At 49.6% G+C, this 17,234-nt stretch carries 15 protein-coding genes; 6 read left to right on the top strand and 9 right to left on the bottom strand.

From position 1 onward, the window contains the following. Positions 1-109: 109 nt before the first annotated feature. Positions 110-2,827 carry a DNA polymerase I gene (gene polA / locus AB1611_18760; protein ID MEW6381624.1) on the top strand — a complete coding sequence of 906 codons (2,718 nt, stop codon included), beginning with the start codon at positions 110-112 and terminating at the stop codon, positions 2,825-2,827. 32 nt (positions 2,828-2,859) lie between these two features. Next, entirely contained in the window at positions 2,860-3,165 is a 306-nt protein-coding gene (locus AB1611_18755; protein ID MEW6381623.1) for a hypothetical protein, read from the top strand. A gap of 327 nt (positions 3,166-3,492) precedes the next feature. Here the strand turns inward: AB1611_18755 and AB1611_18750 are convergent, their stop codons facing one another. From AB1611_18750 to AB1611_18730, 5 genes are all read right to left on the bottom strand, one after another. Next, complete coding sequence (locus AB1611_18750) at positions 3,493-4,740, bottom strand: hypothetical protein (GenBank protein MEW6381622.1); 1,248 nt, start codon at positions 4,738-4,740, stop codon at positions 3,493-3,495. 105 nt (positions 4,741-4,845) lie between these two features. Next, a complete protein-coding gene (locus AB1611_18745; protein ID MEW6381621.1) occupies positions 4,846-5,049 on the bottom strand; it encodes a hypothetical protein in 204 nt (67 codons plus the stop codon). Continuing rightward, on the bottom strand, positions 5,016-5,228 hold the full coding sequence (locus AB1611_18740; GenBank protein MEW6381620.1) for a hypothetical protein: 213 nt from the start codon (positions 5,226-5,228) through the stop codon (positions 5,016-5,018). Before AB1611_18740 ends, AB1611_18745 begins: the two co-directional genes overlap by 34 nt. Further along, complete coding sequence (locus tag AB1611_18735) at positions 5,225-6,349, bottom strand: L-histidine N(alpha)-methyltransferase (GenBank protein ID MEW6381619.1); 1,125 nt, start codon at positions 6,347-6,349, stop codon at positions 5,225-5,227. The genes AB1611_18740 and AB1611_18735 overlap by 4 nt, the downstream gene beginning before the upstream one ends. Before the next feature lie 42 nt (positions 6,350-6,391). After that, positions 6,392-7,546 carry a radical SAM protein gene (locus tag AB1611_18730; protein MEW6381618.1) on the bottom strand — a complete coding sequence of 385 codons (1,155 nt, stop codon included), beginning with the start codon at positions 7,544-7,546 and terminating at the stop codon, positions 6,392-6,394. A 285-nt stretch (positions 7,547-7,831) separates the two neighbouring features. Here AB1611_18730 and AB1611_18725 point away from each other — a divergent pair, with 285 nt between their 5' ends. Then, positions 7,832-8,308: a DUF2339 domain-containing protein gene (locus AB1611_18725; GenBank protein MEW6381617.1), complete on the top strand. Its 477-nt coding sequence runs from the start codon at positions 7,832-7,834 to the stop codon at positions 8,306-8,308. An 82-nt stretch (positions 8,309-8,390) separates the two neighbouring features. Continuing rightward, positions 8,391-8,795, top strand: coding sequence for a hypothetical protein (locus AB1611_18720; protein MEW6381616.1), 405 nt, complete (start codon positions 8,391-8,393; stop codon positions 8,793-8,795). A gap of 86 nt (positions 8,796-8,881) precedes the next feature. Here the strand turns inward: AB1611_18720 and amrB are convergent, their stop codons facing one another. Both amrB and AB1611_18710 read right to left on the bottom strand, forming a co-directional pair. After that, positions 8,882-9,991: an AmmeMemoRadiSam system protein B gene (amrB, locus tag AB1611_18715; GenBank protein ID MEW6381615.1), complete on the bottom strand. Its 1,110-nt coding sequence runs from the start codon at positions 9,989-9,991 to the stop codon at positions 8,882-8,884. A 41-nt stretch (positions 9,992-10,032) separates the two neighbouring features. Beyond that, positions 10,033-11,301, bottom strand: a complete 1,269-nt coding sequence (locus tag AB1611_18710) for a hypothetical protein (protein ID MEW6381614.1) — start codon at positions 11,299-11,301, stop codon at positions 10,033-10,035. Between the two features lie 295 nt (positions 11,302-11,596). Between AB1611_18710 and AB1611_18705 the strand changes: the two genes are divergently transcribed. Beyond that, positions 11,597-12,946: a hypothetical protein gene (locus tag AB1611_18705; GenBank protein ID MEW6381613.1), complete on the top strand. Its 1,350-nt coding sequence runs from the start codon at positions 11,597-11,599 to the stop codon at positions 12,944-12,946. Between the two features lie 203 nt (positions 12,947-13,149). On the opposite strand, the gene AB1611_18700 is transcribed toward AB1611_18705, so the two are convergent. Next, positions 13,150-14,274, bottom strand: coding sequence for a protease inhibitor I42 family protein (locus tag AB1611_18700; GenBank protein MEW6381612.1), 1,125 nt, complete (start codon positions 14,272-14,274; stop codon positions 13,150-13,152). A gap of 166 nt (positions 14,275-14,440) precedes the next feature. Then, entirely contained in the window at positions 14,441-15,514 is a 1,074-nt protein-coding gene (locus AB1611_18695) for a glycosyltransferase (protein ID MEW6381611.1), read from the bottom strand. 413 nt (positions 15,515-15,927) lie between these two features. Between AB1611_18695 and AB1611_18690 the strand changes: the two genes are divergently transcribed. Beyond that, on the top strand, positions 15,928-17,136 hold the full coding sequence (locus AB1611_18690; protein ID MEW6381610.1) for a PAS domain-containing protein: 1,209 nt from the start codon (positions 15,928-15,930) through the stop codon (positions 17,134-17,136). The last annotated feature ends 98 nt before the right edge of the window (positions 17,137-17,234 follow it).

Here is a 17,234-nt window from a genome sequence, read left to right as displayed (position 1 = left end):
ACAGAGGCACAGAGAAAAACAAACGAGAGCACGTGATTCTCAGAATGGCTTCTTAAAAAGGTAAGACAGGATAAAGATAAAACAACACAAAGGTGAAATAAAATAAAAAATGAATGAAGAAATGCGACAAGACCGCCCAAGGCTTTATCTGATTGACGGGAATTCCTATATCTACCGGGCTTATTATGCCATGCCCCATCTTTCCACCTCGAAAGGGGTTCCCACGAATGCTGTTTTTGGCTTTACCACCATGCTGCTTCGGGTAATCAGGGAAGACAAGCCGGACTTTCTGGCCGTGGCCTTTGATGTCAAGGGCTCGACTTTCCGGCATGAATCTTTTGCCGGCTACAAGAGCAACCGGCCTCAAATGCCGGACGAATTGCTGGAGCAGATACCGGCTATCAAGAAAATTGTCTCGCTTTTTCGCATCTTCACCCTGGAGGTGCCGGGCTATGAGGCTGATGACGTTATCGGCACCATAGCCGAGAGGATGCGTGATGCCTTCGATATTTTCATTATCACCGGGGATAAGGATGCCTTTCAGCTTATTGGCCCGCATGTTCAGGTTATCCGGGAGCAGCGGCAGAAGGAGCGGGCTTTTTATGATGCGGAAAAGGTGAGGGATCGCTATGGAGTCGGGCCGGACCGCATTGTGGATCTTCTTGCCCTGACCGGAGACAAGATCGATAACATCCCCGGAGTTCCCGGTGTCGGAGAAAAAACCGCCCGCGACCTTCTCCTGGAATTCGGCAGCCTGGATAACCTTCTGGCCAGGGCTTCGGAAATCAAGCGGCCCAAATTGCGCGAACAGATCATCGCGCACAGGGAGCAGGCCGAGCAGAGCAGGTTTCTGGCTACGATCCACCGGGATGTGCCGGTAACTTTTCAGGTGGATGAATTCCGGGTTCAGCCGCCGGACCGGGATAACCTCACCCAATTCCTGAGAGAGATGGAGTTTTTCTCCCTCCTGAAGCAGATTCCCGATGCTCCGGCTAAGGAGCCGGTGAAACCCGCTCAGCAGGATTACCGCCCTGTTCTCAGCGAGGAGATGTTCGAGAATCTGCTCTCCCGGTTGCAGACAGCACCAGAGTTTGCCGTGGACCTTGAAACCACCAGCAAAGACCCCATGCTGGCCAGACTGGTAGGGATTTCCTTTGCCTTCACCCCCCACCAGGCGTATTACATTCCCCTTGCCCACAGCTATCTCTCCTGCCCCCGGCAGTTGGACATGAAATTTGTACTGGATCGGCTTCGGCCAATCCTCGAAGATGGCAGAATCAAAAAGGTCGGCCAGAACATCAAGTACGATTACCTGGTCCTCTTCCGCTATGGCATCGAATTGCAGGGCATTTCGTTCGATACCATGATCGCCTCCTATCTGCTCAACCCCAGCCGTGCACAGCACAACCTGGAGGTGATCGCCCTGGAATACCTGAATTATCAGATGCTGACCTACAAGCAACTGGTGGGGAGTGGAAAGAACGGGCTGACCTTCGATCAGGTAGAGATAAACCAGGCCAGTTTTTATTCCTGCGAGGATGCGGATATTACCTTTCAATTGACGAATATCCTGCGTCCCAAAATCGAGCAGGAAGGGCTTTTCCCCCTCTTCTCCACGATCGAGCTTCCCCTGGTCAAGATATTGGCCCATATGGAGCGGGAAGGGGTAAAGATCGATACCGAAAGCCTGTCCCTGATGTCGCGCGAGCTGGATATCAGATTGCAGGAATTGACCCGGCAGATCCACACTCTGGCCGGTGAGACCTTCAACATCGACTCTCCCAAGCAATTGGGGTATATTCTGTTCGACAAGCTCCGCCTGCCGGTCAAGAAGCGGACCAAAAACGGCTTCTCCACCGATGTGGATGTGCTCACGGAACTGGCCCAGAAACAGTATGAGCTGCCCCTGGTGATGCTCGAGTACCGCCAGTTGAAAAAATTGAAATCCACCTATGTGGATGCCCTGCCGTGCCTGATTAATAATCAGACCGGCCGGGTCCATACTTCATTCAACCAGACGGTTACCGCCACCGGCAGATTGAGCAGCAGCGAGCCCAACCTGCAGAATATTCCGATCCGCACTGAACTGGGCAGAAGGATCAGGGAGGCTTTTGTTCCGGAAAAAGGCTGCGTGCTGCTCAGCGCCGACTATTCTCAGGTGGAGCTTCGGATTCTGGCCCACCTCTCCCAGGACCCTATTCTGATCCGGGCCTTCCAGCAGGGAGAGGATATCCACACCCGCACCGCCTGTGAGATCTTCGGCATTACCCCGCAGATGATAAACGGCGAGCTGCGCAGGCGGGCCAAGGTGGTAAATTTCGGGATCATCTACGGCATGAGCCCCTTTGGCCTGGCCAAGGACCTGGGGATCAGCCGGACCACGGCCAATGAGTATATCGAAAATTACTTCCTCCGCTATGCAGGAGTCAAGGCCTTCCTCGATCAGGTCATTCAGCAGGCCAGAGAAACCGGGTACGTGACGACCATGTTCAACCGCAAACGCCACCTGCCCGAACTGCACGCCTCCGATAAAAATATCCGGCAAATGGCCGAGCGCATGGCCATCAATACCCCGGTGCAGGGAACAGCCGCAGATATCATCAAACTGGCCATGATCCGGATTTTCAACAGGCTGCGGGAGCCATCCTTATCCGCTTCTGCCCGCATGATTCTGCAAATCCATGATGAGCTGCTCTTCGAGGTCCCGGAAGGGGATGTCGAGGAAATTACCCGGCTCGTCCGGAGCGAAATGGAACATGTCATCCAAATGAGCATCCCCCTGAAAGTCGATATCGGCCTTGGCTCATCCTGGGCCAGGGCACATTAGGGGGAGAGGGGAGAGAGTAAGGAGAAAGTATCATGAAAATCTGCCATCATTGCCGAAAACCCGTTGAAGTCGGAAGAATTGTCAGCAGGCTGGCTACCTGCCCGCATTGTGAAAGCTACCTCCACTGCTGCCTCAACTGCGCCCTGTACTCCGAGTACGCGCCGAATAAGTGCAGGGAGCCGCAGAGTGAGCAGGTCGCGGACCGCGGGCAGTCAAACTTCTGTGACTTTTTCACCTTTGCCGAAACAGCAGCCGGTGAGGGCGCTGATAACAAGCCAAGCCCCCTTGATGAGGTCAGGCGGAAGTTCGATGCGTTGTTCAAGCAGAAGCCGGAGTGAAGGCAAGCCCCTGATCTCGGACAAAAAGTCGCGGTTCTCAGAAACTAAAATTCCCACATCCATTGCTTCAACATGAGCTGCAACAGCCGCATCGCCCAGCTTGCAGCCTGATTGCTGATATTTGCTTATCAAAGCTGCTCCGGTTTATCCCACTGAAAAATTATCTGCTCTGGATAGCGATTTAGAAGGAGGAAGAAGTCTTCCATCTCTTCTCTTCTCAGATTGGCCCGAAGTTCCAGGAGTATCTGGCGAGGTACCTTTACCAGCATCTGGTTCAATCGCCGAAGGACCTGTGCACAAGCTAGTTTAGTGGCCAGTACCATCTCATCAGCCCACTTTTCCAGACGCTCCAGGCTTGGCCTTCTTACAGAGATTCTCTATCAATATCTCACAATCATGGGCATTGGAGATTCCTTCCAACTCTCTGAGGAGATGACTGCAATCAGAAAAACTCAATTGACTTATGGACATCAAAGATGCGGCGGGGATATCAGGGAACCTATGGGAAACAACTAATTGGCAGGTCTTTTGTAATTCGCTCTTCTCCTTTTCCCGTTCCTTTTCCGCTCTTTCTCTTTCCATCTCCTTTTCTGTTCTTTCCCGTTCCTTTTCCGCTCTTTCCCTTTCCATCTCCTTTTCTGTTCTTTCCCGTTCCTTTTCCGCTCTTTTCTTTTCCTTTTCCGCTCTTTTCTTTTCCATCTTCAACTGTTTCAATTTTTCCTGGTACTCTTTAACTACCGGAGTAACCAGGACCTCTTTATAAATCTCTCTGGTACCCTTGGGTATGGTATCTATAAAGGATTTCATCTTAATACCCCCTTCATCAAAATAGTTATATAAATCAGGTAAATCTTTTATAAAAAATCCCAGCGTCTCATAAAATATATTAGCATAGGCAGCTTTCTTCCAGATTCTCTCTAAAAAGCCTTTTAAGACCCCTAACTTATCGGATAGATCATTATCGGTATCCTTCCTGAGCCACAGTTGTCTTACGCAATAGCCAAGGAGCAGGCTGCTGAATGATCCATTCAGAATATGCTCAGCTTTTTTGAGGCTCCAGTCCTGGAAAAGTTCCCTCATATATTCTTGATAGAAGGCAATATCTATCGAATGAAGATTGATTGAGGCAAAGCCGATGAAAGTCTTGGGGCCTAAGATTTTGGTTACTTCCAGAAAAGGATGTGCCTTTTTACGAATCAGGTGAACAGAGGATCGGGCCAGGGAGATAATCACCGCAATCAGGGGCAGCCGTTTCTCTCCAGGTTTCAGGGCAGCGGCCTCCTGCCTCAACAACTGGTAGATATCCTCTGCCGAAAGGGAGCTTTCCCCTTCAATAATGATCCTGACATTATCGAAGAGAAGCCCTCCATCCAGTGTCTCCTGCTTTATGACCTCATTGAGGTTCACCCTCTGCCACGGGCCTTCAAGCCCTTGAACCCGCTTGCCCAGCCTGATGATCCTCGGCTGCCAGAGGGAATCGGTGAACAGTACATATCGTAAGAAATGATCCACGGAAGCCGCATCACTCATAGCCATTTTGATCAGATAGTCAGCATAATGCCGGTATTGTTCCATTGTGGTGCTGCCCCCTACTTTTTGAGGCTCCCGCAGCTCTTGCAACTGCAATAAGGTAAATGGTATAAATGATTATACTAATTAAAGGCAATATCTAAGATAATTTTATGAAGAAAAGGGATCTTTGTCAATGATGGTTCCTTTTTGCAGCATTCTTTGTACACCATGCGCCTGCATCCGGTGATGCAGGACTGGCCGGTGGTGTTGTCCAGCCTGCACTGGCATTCCCGGTGAAGGTCTCAGGGGCAGGCACCGCAGGCTGCCTCCTCCTGCGGTCAGGGCTTCGGGATGCAGGGTGATGAGCTCCACTCCATTTCTGGCCAGAGTTTGACGGGTCCGCCTGTCCAGGGCGGTATCGTAATGGATGATTGCTCCGCAGTGGAGGCGAAGGGAGGTGCAGGCAGCAGGAGCACCCTGGTCAAACTCCCAAACTGCTCGCAGCCACAGGGGATTCCGGCAGTCTCTGATCCGGTGCTCCCGGTGCTCATGGTATCGTGTTCTCCTGAGCTACATTTCCTCCCGGATAATCCTTATCGTCGTCTTTGCGGCGGTCCACCCTGGCATCTCCAGGCTGGTCCGCACCATCATCCGGTAACCCGTCGCTCTCGTCCTGCGGAATGATATCTTTATCGCTTTCCTCCCAGAGGCTATCCTCTTCGGACTGCCGCTTCCTGGCAAGGACAAGGAGGTTTTCGCCGTCGCTGCTCGTGAAACTCTGCACTTTTTCAAAGCCGTTCCGCTGCAGGTAGCCTTCCACCTGCTGGCGGGTGTACTTGTAAGTGAATCCCAACTGGATTACATCTCCGGATGACAGAGTAACCTTATCCTGTCCGCACAAGATAGTTGCGTTCTTCAGGATCTTCAATTGCTTGTTGGTTCTGTACACGATACCCACATCTGTCTCGACTGGCCTCAATTCCAGGTGAAATACACAGTTATCGCTGTCAAACCCTCTCTGGACCAGGGGATTGATGTTGAACCGCATATTGGGTTCAGTGCGATATACCCGCTCGATCTGTTCACGACCTGAGTCTTCGCCTTCCTCCTGTTCAGGGAAAAGATGGCAGTCGAGGAGCACAAGATCGTTATCTTCAAGCTGTCCCCAGATAATTGCCAGAATGTAGTCCGGATCGAAATTACAGAAGGTATTGCCCAAAAGGCAGAGCAGAACCGGCGGATTCCAGTACTGCCTCATCAGAGGCAGGTCTTCGAGAAAGGCTACCAGGCCGACCTTATCCACCTTGAGATCAGCCACGGTTTTCAGGGCTTCGTCAATCATCCAACTGCTGATATCTATGGCAAAATATTTCGAAGAGCCGGCTGTCAGCAAAGATTCCAGCAGGAGTCTCTCCTTTTCCCCTCTGCCTACCCCGATACTGACCAGACTCAGATCCCGGGGAAAGTGACTGACCAGGGAAGGAAGGCTCTGCCTGAGAAGGTCCGTGAGCTGTCTGGCAATCGGAAATCCCTTGAAGCTGTCGAGCTTGAGCCAGCTCCTGACACCGGATCCACCAAGGTACAGGAAATAATCTGGCATCCTGCGCTGCTCCAGGCACTCCTTAAACCTGCTCTCCAGTTCACTCCGGGTGATCAATTCGATTTTCTTCAATGTATCCTCCTTAAATTGTAACAACTACTCAGGCACAAAGGTCTATTTGAAACACTGGAGGCATTCGGCCCGCAGGGCACTGCAAGGGTCTTTGCCCTCATTCACGCCAACGCTGTAGGTATATCCCCGGCAGCCGATGCACTCATTCAGGTGCTCACACTGGCGGCATTTTCCTTCCAGATACCGGTCAATGTTCCTGACATACTGGAACAGAGGATCTTCATAGATTTTTCTCAGGGAACGCCGCCGGACATTGTGGGGATAAGTTCCCTTGTGCTCAAGGTCAGGATGTTCATCGAACTTGGTGGGAGCACATGGCCTGACGTTCCCCTCTCCAGTTACATAAAGGCTGTAGAGATGCTGAAGACATCCACTGGCTGTCAGGGGGGTATAGGGGAGCCAGGTATGACCATAGCAATCCTGATCGATTTCCAGCAGCCTGAGCTTATAATTCTTTATCTCTTCTGGAGAAAGGATATATTGACTCAACTCCTGCCTTGCCCTGCCGGTTGGCGTCAAAAACTCAATATTCGGAAAAATGCGCCGCTGACGGCAAAAATGCCATATTTCTTCAACTTCCTCCACATTCAACCTGCCGCTCACGAATGATACGCCCATCCTGAGCCGATGCGGGGTCTCTGTCCGGGTGAAACCGGCTTCAATCAGATTGTTCAACCCTTCCTGAATCTGGTGAAAGGCTCCGGCCTGCCCTGCCAGATAATCCTGCACTTCGGGCCGGAGAGAGTCCAGCTTGCCCATCACCGATGCTCCCTGGTCATGGAGAAATTCGGCCAGTTCCCTGGTCATGGTGACAGTGTTGGTGAAGATTACCGGGATGATCCGCAGGGAATGAATATATGCGATCAAATCCCGGAACCGGGGATACAGGGTCGGCTCGCCCCCTCCGATGACTACCACGGAATCCGCCCCCAGTTCCCATGCCTGCCTGATCACACTGGTCAAGTCCTCAAAATCTAATTCATGCTCAAGGTGCCCTCCGCTCTCAGCATAACAGTAGCGGCATCGCAGGTTGCAGGATCGGCTGGTTTCCAGCCGGATAGCAAGAAGGCGGTTACTATTCCTCGCCCCGTAGGCCTCTTCGGGATCATAGATATAGCCCGCCAGAACAGGAGGCCTGCTCAAAGGAGCTGCCCGATCCCGGTTCCGGTCTTCTATCTTCATTTCCTTCAATGTCATAAAAGCATACTCCACTCTTCCCGTGCTCAACCTCTGCCTTAACTATCCTGATATCCTGAGTTTCTTTTTAAATGCCCCTTCAATTTCCCTGCTTGACTTTAGTCGATCCTAGATCGGAATTTTTCGTGCCTTATCAGTTACTCTTATATCTATTTTTGTTTATTTTTGAGCTTTATTCTTCATTGACACTGATTTATTCTTGGTATGGAAAAGAAAAGCAGAGGTTATATTTTAACCAGGGGGGAAGATTACCTTTTGTATAATGATAGAGGAGTTTTGTCAATTGTGTACGACGTCAAATGGCTGGCGGTACTGGGGCTTATCGGTGGTTTTTTTACTCCGGTCGTGCTCAGCAGCGGCAGCGATCGCCAAGTCGAACTGATGATTTATATGACCGTTCTCAATATTGGCATTCTTTTCATTTCCTTCTTCAAGAGATGGGATCTGCTGAACTATCTCGGATCATCCTTCACCTGGCTCCTGTTTTCGGTTTGGTTTTTCCGCTCCTATCAGGAGACCAAATTCTGGCCAACCGCGATCTTTATTACCATTTTTTTTCTGATCTATGCACTGGTGCCGTTCGTCTATTACTTTGTCAAGCCCTGTCAGGACTGCCAGGAGCAGTTGAGTGGATTCTTTATCACCATTCCCAATGCCTTTATTGCCTTTGGGTATTCCTTTGCCACCTTCAGGTGTTTGCTGTGGATATGGCCAGGATCAGCACCCCCTTTCGGATCATTTCGTTTATCGTGCTCGGATTGATGCTGATCGGAACGTCATTTCTGTATCATCGCTACAAGCACCTGATCTCGCTCGATGAAACCATCGACAAGGCCCGCCCCCAATGAAAAAGCTGGGCTATCTCTTTGTGTTTGGCACCCGGCTGGTGGTCGCATCTACCTGGCTGGTTGTCGTATTTACCTGGCTGACGGTCGTGTCTGCGTTGTGGGCAGTCGAACCGGAGGTCTTTCCCTTTCAGGCAAACATTACCGGAGCGTTTATACCGGACGAGCCGGTGCAAGTGGCACTGCCCGCAGAACTCATCCTGCCATACGAGCCGGAACAACTGAGCAACTTGCCAGCTCTGCGCATTAGCAAACTTGGCAAGAACCCAGTCTACGATCCACGAACACCAGTGAATAAAGAGGAGCAGGGTACCAAGATTCAACGTTTCCTGGTCACGGGTCTGATTTTTCTCCTGGTGGCGGTGATGGCGCTTTGGTGTTACACCTTGATAAAGAAAAGGTAATCGCTCATGTCCGGATCGGGCAAGCCGGTTTATCAAGGAGGTGAAGTGGGGGAAAAAGATGTGAGACTGGCTGCTGATAACTATCTTCATCGAACAAAGGCGATGCTGGCAAATCCTGCCACCTGCTTTCGTGCTCTGGTTGTAGTGCCCGAATTTGCATAATCTATGAGCTGCGCAGACCATTTTTTCTGCCTGGCTATCTCCATGAGAACTGCAATCGAAACCTTGCCGCAGGCCTCCGAGGAAGCCAGTGTCTTGAAATCGAACGAGGTGATGGCTTTAATGGCTTTCTGATCCAGGGGTGTGGCTTTCTCGGAAGGATAGCGCTCGGATAGATCGGAGCTGGCGATAATCAGGCTCTCTTCGGTCAGACAGGGGAGAATCTGCCTGGCCAGAGCTGCGGGATCAGCTTTGCCGACAAGGATGGGAACAAGCTCGAAACTTTTTACCACCTGCTGCAGGAATGGAAGCTGAATGTCAATGGAACGATCACCGGACCAGCCCTTTGGTGGAGCGATAAATCCCTGCTGTTGGCTGAGCCTGGCGGCCAGTGCTGATACCGGGATTTCTCCCAGGGGTGTCCGGAATGACTTCATGGCAGGGATAAAGGCCCCGGAGAAATTACCCTGATGCCCTGGAGCGAGAAGAAACACCGTCTTGATTGGCGAAGTCAGTTGCTTATAGCCTGCCGCGGCCACAATGCCGGAGGAAAGGTATCCGTGATGGGGAGATATCAGCCCGAAAATCCTGCCCTGGGTCTTCTTTCCCGAAGCAGCGGATAAGAGTCGCTGCACGATGAGCCGAAGTGTGACCGGATCAGGAGGATAGTATCGGCCGGTTCCTGAGCCAGCCCCTGGCGGGCCAGGATGCCGGACATCTGCAGTGTTGTCAGCCGCTGGAGTACGGCTGGCACTTGCCGGGCCAGCCGCAGTATGCCCAGCCGCAGTCCGGTTAGCCGCAGATGCCGCAGATGCAGATGAAGCAGCAGCAGCCGGGGCAGCCACAGCGGGCTTGTGCGCAGCCGGAGCTCCGGCAGCCGGAACCACGGTCTTGTTGGCCGCTATCGCTATGCGGGTGAAACCTGCCATGAGCAGGAGCAAAGATCCTGCCCTGGAAACCATAACCAGCCATCGGCGCATCATGTTGCTCCCCTCCCTGAGCGTAACTTTCTGCAAGCCACCCGATAATGGCTCCACCAGTTACCCCCTGATTTCTGTAATCCTGCGATCCGCCATAGTTACCATAAGGTTTTGATAACCGAGAGAAAACATCCGACATCTACAGCAGCGGGGGCGTTTTTCCCCCCTGCAATGGGCCAGTCGGATGATTCCGACGATTGAGATAATCGGCTATCTTTCCGGAATAGTGCGTATTTTAATGATCCGGTTGTGTAATTATAATAAATGATGTGCGATTGTCCAGAAGAATCTATAGCCAGAGCAGTTGAACCTTCGATATCCTCATCCTCACTCACCACCCGGGTTTGCCAGGTCCGTCCGTCATGGGCGGCATACATGAGCCTGTGCCTGGACAAGTTGAAATAGCTTATTTGAGGCCTTCCCTCCCGGTCCAGGGCAATCGCCGTACATCTGCCGGTATCATCGTCTGAAGCATCCACGGTCTCAAGGTTCCAGCCTTCACCGGTGTGCCGGGCGTATTTCAGGTTGCGGTTGGTCCAGTCACAGTAACTGAGGTGAGGATGCCCATCCTGATCCACGGCCAGGGCAGGCCAGTCTCCGACGTCTCCAAAGCTGTCCACGACCTGTATTTCCCACCTGCTCCCCCTCTTGCAGGCGTATTTCAGATCGCGGTGAGACCAGTCGTAATAGGCTAGATGAACGTTACCCGCCGAATCCAGACTTAATGAATTGACCATGCCAACATCCGCGGAATCATCGATTATCTCTGGAATAATCTCAGGATCCGGTTCGCCTGCGCTGCCCGGTTCGGGTCCACTGCCTGCTTTACTTTCGCGAATGAATACATATTTCAAGCACTTTTGCTGGCAGTCGTAAAAGCTGATGTGAGCAGAACCTTCCGGACCCAGAACGATCGAGATGGAGGTGCCGACATGGTGCGAATCATCGATGGTTTTTGTAATCCAGGCTATCCCTTTTCTCCGGGTGTAAATCAGACAGCCATGGGCGTAGTAGCACAGGTGAGGATTATCTGCCGCATCAAGGGCAAGAGCGGCAAACCCGGAAGCCTTACCGTCACTGACTTCATCGCCATCGACTCCGGCAGCGGTACTCAGGTTTTCCACCAGCCAGGCAGGGTATCCTTCCCCGGTGAGTGAGTGAGCATAGTACAGGCTGTCCGAGCCATAGGCCAGGTGTGCACATCCCTGATCATCCAGAGCAAGCGAGCGGACCGAATACCAGGAAATGAAATGATTCAACGGCTGTATGGTATAGACATTCCAATCCGCCCGGCAGAACGAGGGGAGAAGGAAAAGAAGAAGAAAAGCGGCAATGACCAGGGCGCTGCCCAAACGCTGAAGAAACATAGCTGTACCTCATCCCTATCTCTCCCCCCTTCCTTTGATCCAGATTCCAAAGCAGTTACCAGAACAAGAGTTCGTCGCTCCCAGTTGGCTGAAAGGAACTTCACTATAATAATATAGCAGATTGAGCAAAATTACTCCAATCGCTCATAAACTCCCACCCATTTCAATAACGTAAAACTAAATCGAAAAAATAAATCATCAGCAATAAAGATTAACTTAGCTAATGTACGAAAAGAGATTAAAAATGTCCCGATTTCTCCATTAATGATTCACCCATAATTCAAAGGAGGAGCAGATGAAGAAGGCCTTTCGATCACTCATAATAGTCACCCTGTTTGTTCTTTCTCTCTGCCATGTCTGTGGCGCAGAATACTGGGAGAAAGTTGTCAGCAAGGGCTTTGGTGATCCAGCCAATGACTACGCCTGGAGCATGACCACGTTTCAGGGAAAGCTCTATGTCGGAACACTGAACCTGCTGAAGGGAGCGGAAATCTGGAGGAGCGGCAGTGGAGAGCCGGGAACCTGGGAGCGGGTTTACAATTCCAAACCCGGCCCTGTCCGATCCAATTCAGGTATACGCTATTTATATGCTGATAGTAATCAATATCTGTATGCCTGCGCCTCAAATCTCAGCGGGGCCGAGATTTTGCGAACATCCGACGGGAAAGAATGGATCATAGTTGGAAAAAGAGGCATAGGAAATGTAAAAAATACCAGCATTCGCTGCATGGTCCGTTTTGGAAAATATCTTTATGGGGGAGCAGGTAATAACGGGGCCAAATTATTGCGGAGTAAATCCGGCCTGAATTGGGAAGTGGCCAAAACCAATCCGGACTTTGAATCGACCAAGGTCTTTGATCCCAATACCAATGCCTGGGTCGTTAATAACATCCTGGTTGGAGAGATGACCGTTTTTAAAGATAAACTCTATGCCATTACCTGGACCAAAGACTTAAAACCCACTGTGGTAAGCGGTGCGCTGAAGAGCGAGCCCACCAAGGATTTAAAGCTCCCCCAGGCTCCCGGTGCTTTTGAAATATGGCGGAGCGGTGACGGCGTCAGTTGGGAGAAAGTGGTGGGCAAAGAGGACCGCTATGGGAACGGCATGGGGTTTTGCCTTCGTGATTCCGGCGGTTTGAATAACGATATTGTCACTGCCTCGGCTGTTTATAAAGATCAATTGTATCTGGGGACACAAAACAGCGACGGAAACACTTCTATCTGGCGGACCCATAATGGGACTCAGTGGACAAAGGTTTTGGCTTTTCAGGACCTGGGGGAAAAATATAACTATTATATCTGGCGCTTGATTTCCTTCAGGGATAAATTGTACGTCGGCACCTTGAATGAAGGATCGGTTGAAGATCCAGGCGTGACCGGCGCTCAAATCTGGGTTTCCGACTCCGGCGATCCAGGTTCATTCTATAACCTTGTCCACAATGGCTTTGATGGAGAGACCCTTACCCTGGCCGATATAGAAATGCCGAAAAACTATGGCATCCGCTGTTTTGGCATTCTCAATGATACTTTGTTTGCAGGCACGGCCACGGTTATCAGTGTCCCGGTGCCCAAATATGACCGGGACGATAAGGCAACTATTGCCGGTAAGGATGTGGGCTGTGAAATCTGGAAAATGGTTCCCTGAAAAGATACCCCGTTCAAGTTCCCCTGATCAGAGCATGCTTGACGGTTTCCCGGAAGAGGCCATGTCAATCAGGGGAACCGGCAGGTGATATCGCGAGTCAGTATCCGTTCGCTTTTCCTCCTCCTCACTCTTCACCCTCTCCCCGAAGGGGGGAGAGGGTGAGGTGAAGAGATGTCTGAAAGATTACGGTGAGATATCTTTTACTACTCAACTATTACCGTAACTTCAAAAGCAGTGTTGACAGTTCCGGAAGAGTTTACGTATTCCAGTTTGATAGTAGTCGTGCCGGTTCCTGTGGCCTTGAACATCCACTGCTGCACGATTCCAACCCCAGCGGTCGTGTTGTTAATATAATATTGGTTGCTTACCTTTTCAACAATATTGTCATCTAGTTCAGACGTATCCAGAGCCCATTGATAAGCAGAGGCAGTGTCGACACCCAGGACAATGCTCAGCGTATCATTCTCTCCAATGGTTACTTCATCGCCATCATCATTAATCGTAAGGGACTTATCCGCGGTCTGTAATTGCTGGATGGTTGGGTATTGGCTATAAGGATTCTGACTATAGGGATATTGACTATAGGGATATTGGCTATAGGGATATTGACTATAGGGATTCTGGCTATAGGGATATTGACTATAGGGATATTGACTATAGGGATATTGGCTATAGGGATTCTGACTATAGGGATATTGGCCGTAAGGATTTTGAGCATACTGATACTGACTATAGGGATACTGGCCAGAAGGATATTGACTATAGGGGTATTGGGCATAAGGATTCGGAGCGTAAGGATTCTGCCCATAAGGATACTGGCCATAGGGGGTCTGACTATACGGGTATTGTGCGTAAGGATTCTGTCCATATGGGTTCTGAGTGTAAGGGTATTGCCCATATGGATACTGCCCATATGGATACTGCCCATAAGGATTTTGTCCATATGGATTTTGCGTGTATGGATACTGGCCATAGGGGGTCTGACTATAGGGATACTGGCCATAAGGATTTTGAGTATACTGATTCTGAGTTGGATATCCATTAGCAGGCTGATACTGGTATGGTATGCCAAATCTGCCAGCAGGAATAAACTGGCCCAGGCCAGGATTTATTCCGGACAGCCCATAAGGGGAGTACGCTCCTCCAAGAAGGGCAGGAGAGATACCGCCTCCTCCAGCAAGTAACGGTGAACCGCCGGGTAATGGCAAACCGCCAAGTAATGGCAAACCAAGCGGGAACTGCGCACTGGATGTCATAGGAAAAATGACTGGTAGGGTAAAAATAATGATAAAGAAGCCGAGCCAACAACTATCTTTCGATAACGACATGGTAAAACCTCCACTGTTTTGAATCACGAGGCGTAAATCCCATTACCAGCACCCTATGCATCTGCATTAAATTTATAGATACGCCATTTCCGTGAGATGATTACTTTTTCCTTCCGGTTAGGAGTTGCAAGTTCATTGCCTGTTTTTCCCGGGTGGAGAAATAATCTCAGATAAACCTGATTAATTTTTCCAGATTTTTTTCCTTGTTAAAATTTTCTTCAACAACCTTTCGACCCTGCTTTCCGAAACGCTCCCGCAGCATGCAATCTTCTATTAAACTGATGGTTTTTTGAGCAAAATCAGCAACATCGGGAAAATCGACCAGGTATCCGGTTTCATTGTGAATGATCATCTCAGGGTTACTGCTCAGGTTAAAGGCTATGACTGGTTTTTGATAGGCCATGGCTTCAATTACAACGTTTGAAGAACCTTCGTGGAGAGAAGACAATAAAAAAATATCAATACTGTTCATAAAACTCGCCGTGTTCTGGACAAAGCCTAAAAAATCGATATTGTCTTTAACGCCCAACTCTTCTGCGTAATCTTTAAGCTCTTGTTCTAATTTTCCTTTACCGGCTATCAGAAGCTTAAACCTTACTCCCTTGTTCTGGAGGATTTGAGCAACCTCAATTAAATACCTTTGGCCTTTTTGTTCAACCAATCTCCCCGCATTTCCCAGTATAACAGGTTCATTCTTTTTTCCAACCGGCGGCTGAATCGGGCAATCGTGAAGGTCAACGCCATTATAGATAACCTGTATCTTGCTGCTATCAATGAGATGAGGGTTATTGAACAAAATTGTCCTTTTGATTTCTTCTGAATTGGCAATAATACCGGAAATGACCTGCTGAAACAGGAACCTGTTGAGCGGTGAATTTTTTACCGGCACTGCCAGCCCCCGCCGGTAGATTATTTTTTTTACCCCTGCAATTCTGGCGGCAATCCCTGCTACCTTTACATCAGAAGGCAGGTTAAGAATTATTGTATCGATTTTGTTTTCTTTCAGTATGTTAGCAATACTGATGATTTTCAGGATATTCAGAAAACTCAATCGGCTAATTCTCAGCCGTTTCAGTTGTATCTCTTTTTGGTTACTGAGGTTGGCGAATAATTCACTGTGATAATTTGTAATTACGAGAACGCGGTATCCTCTGTTTTGAAAAAAGAGGGAGGCGTCATGATGCCATTTTTCACCGCCGCCCCATACTTTGTTACTGTTAAAGAAGCATATATTTTTCATCTTTCCCTGTGCCTCTGCGCCTCCCTGAGTGGTAACGGCAGGGTAATCATTGACCCTTGTCCGATCTCCACTAATCACTGATCACTGATCACTGGCCACTCTGGCCTCTCATAACCTGCTTCATTCGAAGTTTATCCTGAAAGGAGATAAAGGTCTACAGGAAAAATAGCCTGCCGAAAAAAGATATTATTAATGAAAAAGGTTTAAGAGAAACATTTAAGCCTTTAAAATTTTATGGCTGGATTGTATAATTTTAGTAACTACACAGGCACAAAGACACAAAAGGGCAAAGAAGATAGTAATGAATGCTGAGCAATGAAGCAACAAATGGGCAAAGGTAACTTTGTGCCTCTGTGCCTTTGCCCCTTTGTGCCTAAGTAAGTAGTTACTGAAAGCTGAGAGTGTCGGAGAGTATGAGAGATCGAGACAAAACGAAAGAGCAATTGATCGAGGAGTTGAGCACCCTGCGCCAGCGAATTGCCGAGCTTGAAGGGGAGATACATGCCGGCCATAAGGCGGGGATACAGAAGGAAAGGGCTATCGAGGAGTATGATCAGTTTTTCAGGGAATTAGCTGAAAATATCCATTTGATTGTCTGGCTCAGAAGCCAAAGCAGGTTGATTTACATCAGCCCCGCCTATGAGGAGCTTACCGGACGAAGCTGCCAGAGCTTATATGAAGATCCGGATTCCTTTCTGGAGAGCGTTCATCCGGAGGATAGAGAGCGCGTCATGGAGGCGGTAAACCTTGAGCGGAATCAGGGTAAGCCATTCAGGGAAGAGTATCGGATAATCAGACCCGACGGGACGATACGGTGGGTTCTGGCCCGATCAGCCCCTGTCAGCGGAAAAGGTCAGGAGCTCAGGATCGCTGGCATAGTAGAAGACATTACTGACTGCAAATCCGCCGAGCAGTCATTCCGGGAGAACCAGACAAATTTTCATCTGGTGACCGAGGCCATTGAGGATGTCTTCTGGATAAGTAAGCCCGATATTAAAGACATGCTCTATGTCGGCCCGGCGTATGAAAATATCTGGGGCCGCAGTTACCAGTCTCCTGAACTCTTCATTGAAACTATTCACCCTGAAGATCGTGAGCGATTTCTTGCCGAAGTTAAGAAACATGCCAAAGGAATTTCCTCTAACTTCGAATACCGCATCATGCGGCCGGATGGGTCTATCCGCTGGATTCAGAATCGTGCTTTTCCGGTCCGGGACAAGGATGGCCAGGTTGTAAAGGTAGCCGGGATAGCCTCAGACATCACCGGGCGAAAGCAGGCGGAAGAGGAATTGAAAAAATATCGCTGCCAGCTTGAGGAACTGGTTAAAGAGCGCACCGACCGATTGATCAAAACCAATGAGCATCTCCAGACCGAGATTATCGAGCGCTACCGGGCTGAAGATGCATCAAGACTCGCTTATGCCGAGCTTAATCAGATATTCGAGGGTGCAGCCGAAGGAATATGCATTATAGATCATAATCGCACGTTTCTTCGGGTTAACCATGCCTTTTGCACTCTGACCGGCTTTGACAGGGATGAGCTTATCGGCAGCCGCTGCTCCGATATATTTCACTGCCCCTTCTGTGATACCCCAATACAAAACGGAATACATTTTGCATAGCATTTGCTAGGTAGTAGCTAAAATTTTGATAGCCGCATTATCGAAGGGATGATGTAAAATCTTTCGTAATGCAGATAACCAGTGAATGCCAATTTTCC

Source organism: bacterium (assembly GCA_040755755.1).
In the GTDB taxonomy this organism is placed as follows: domain Bacteria; phylum SZUA-182; class SZUA-182; order DTGQ01; family DTGQ01; genus DTGQ01.
Note: the sequence above shows the minus strand (reverse complement) of the source record. Positions and strands in the feature narration are given on the sequence as shown.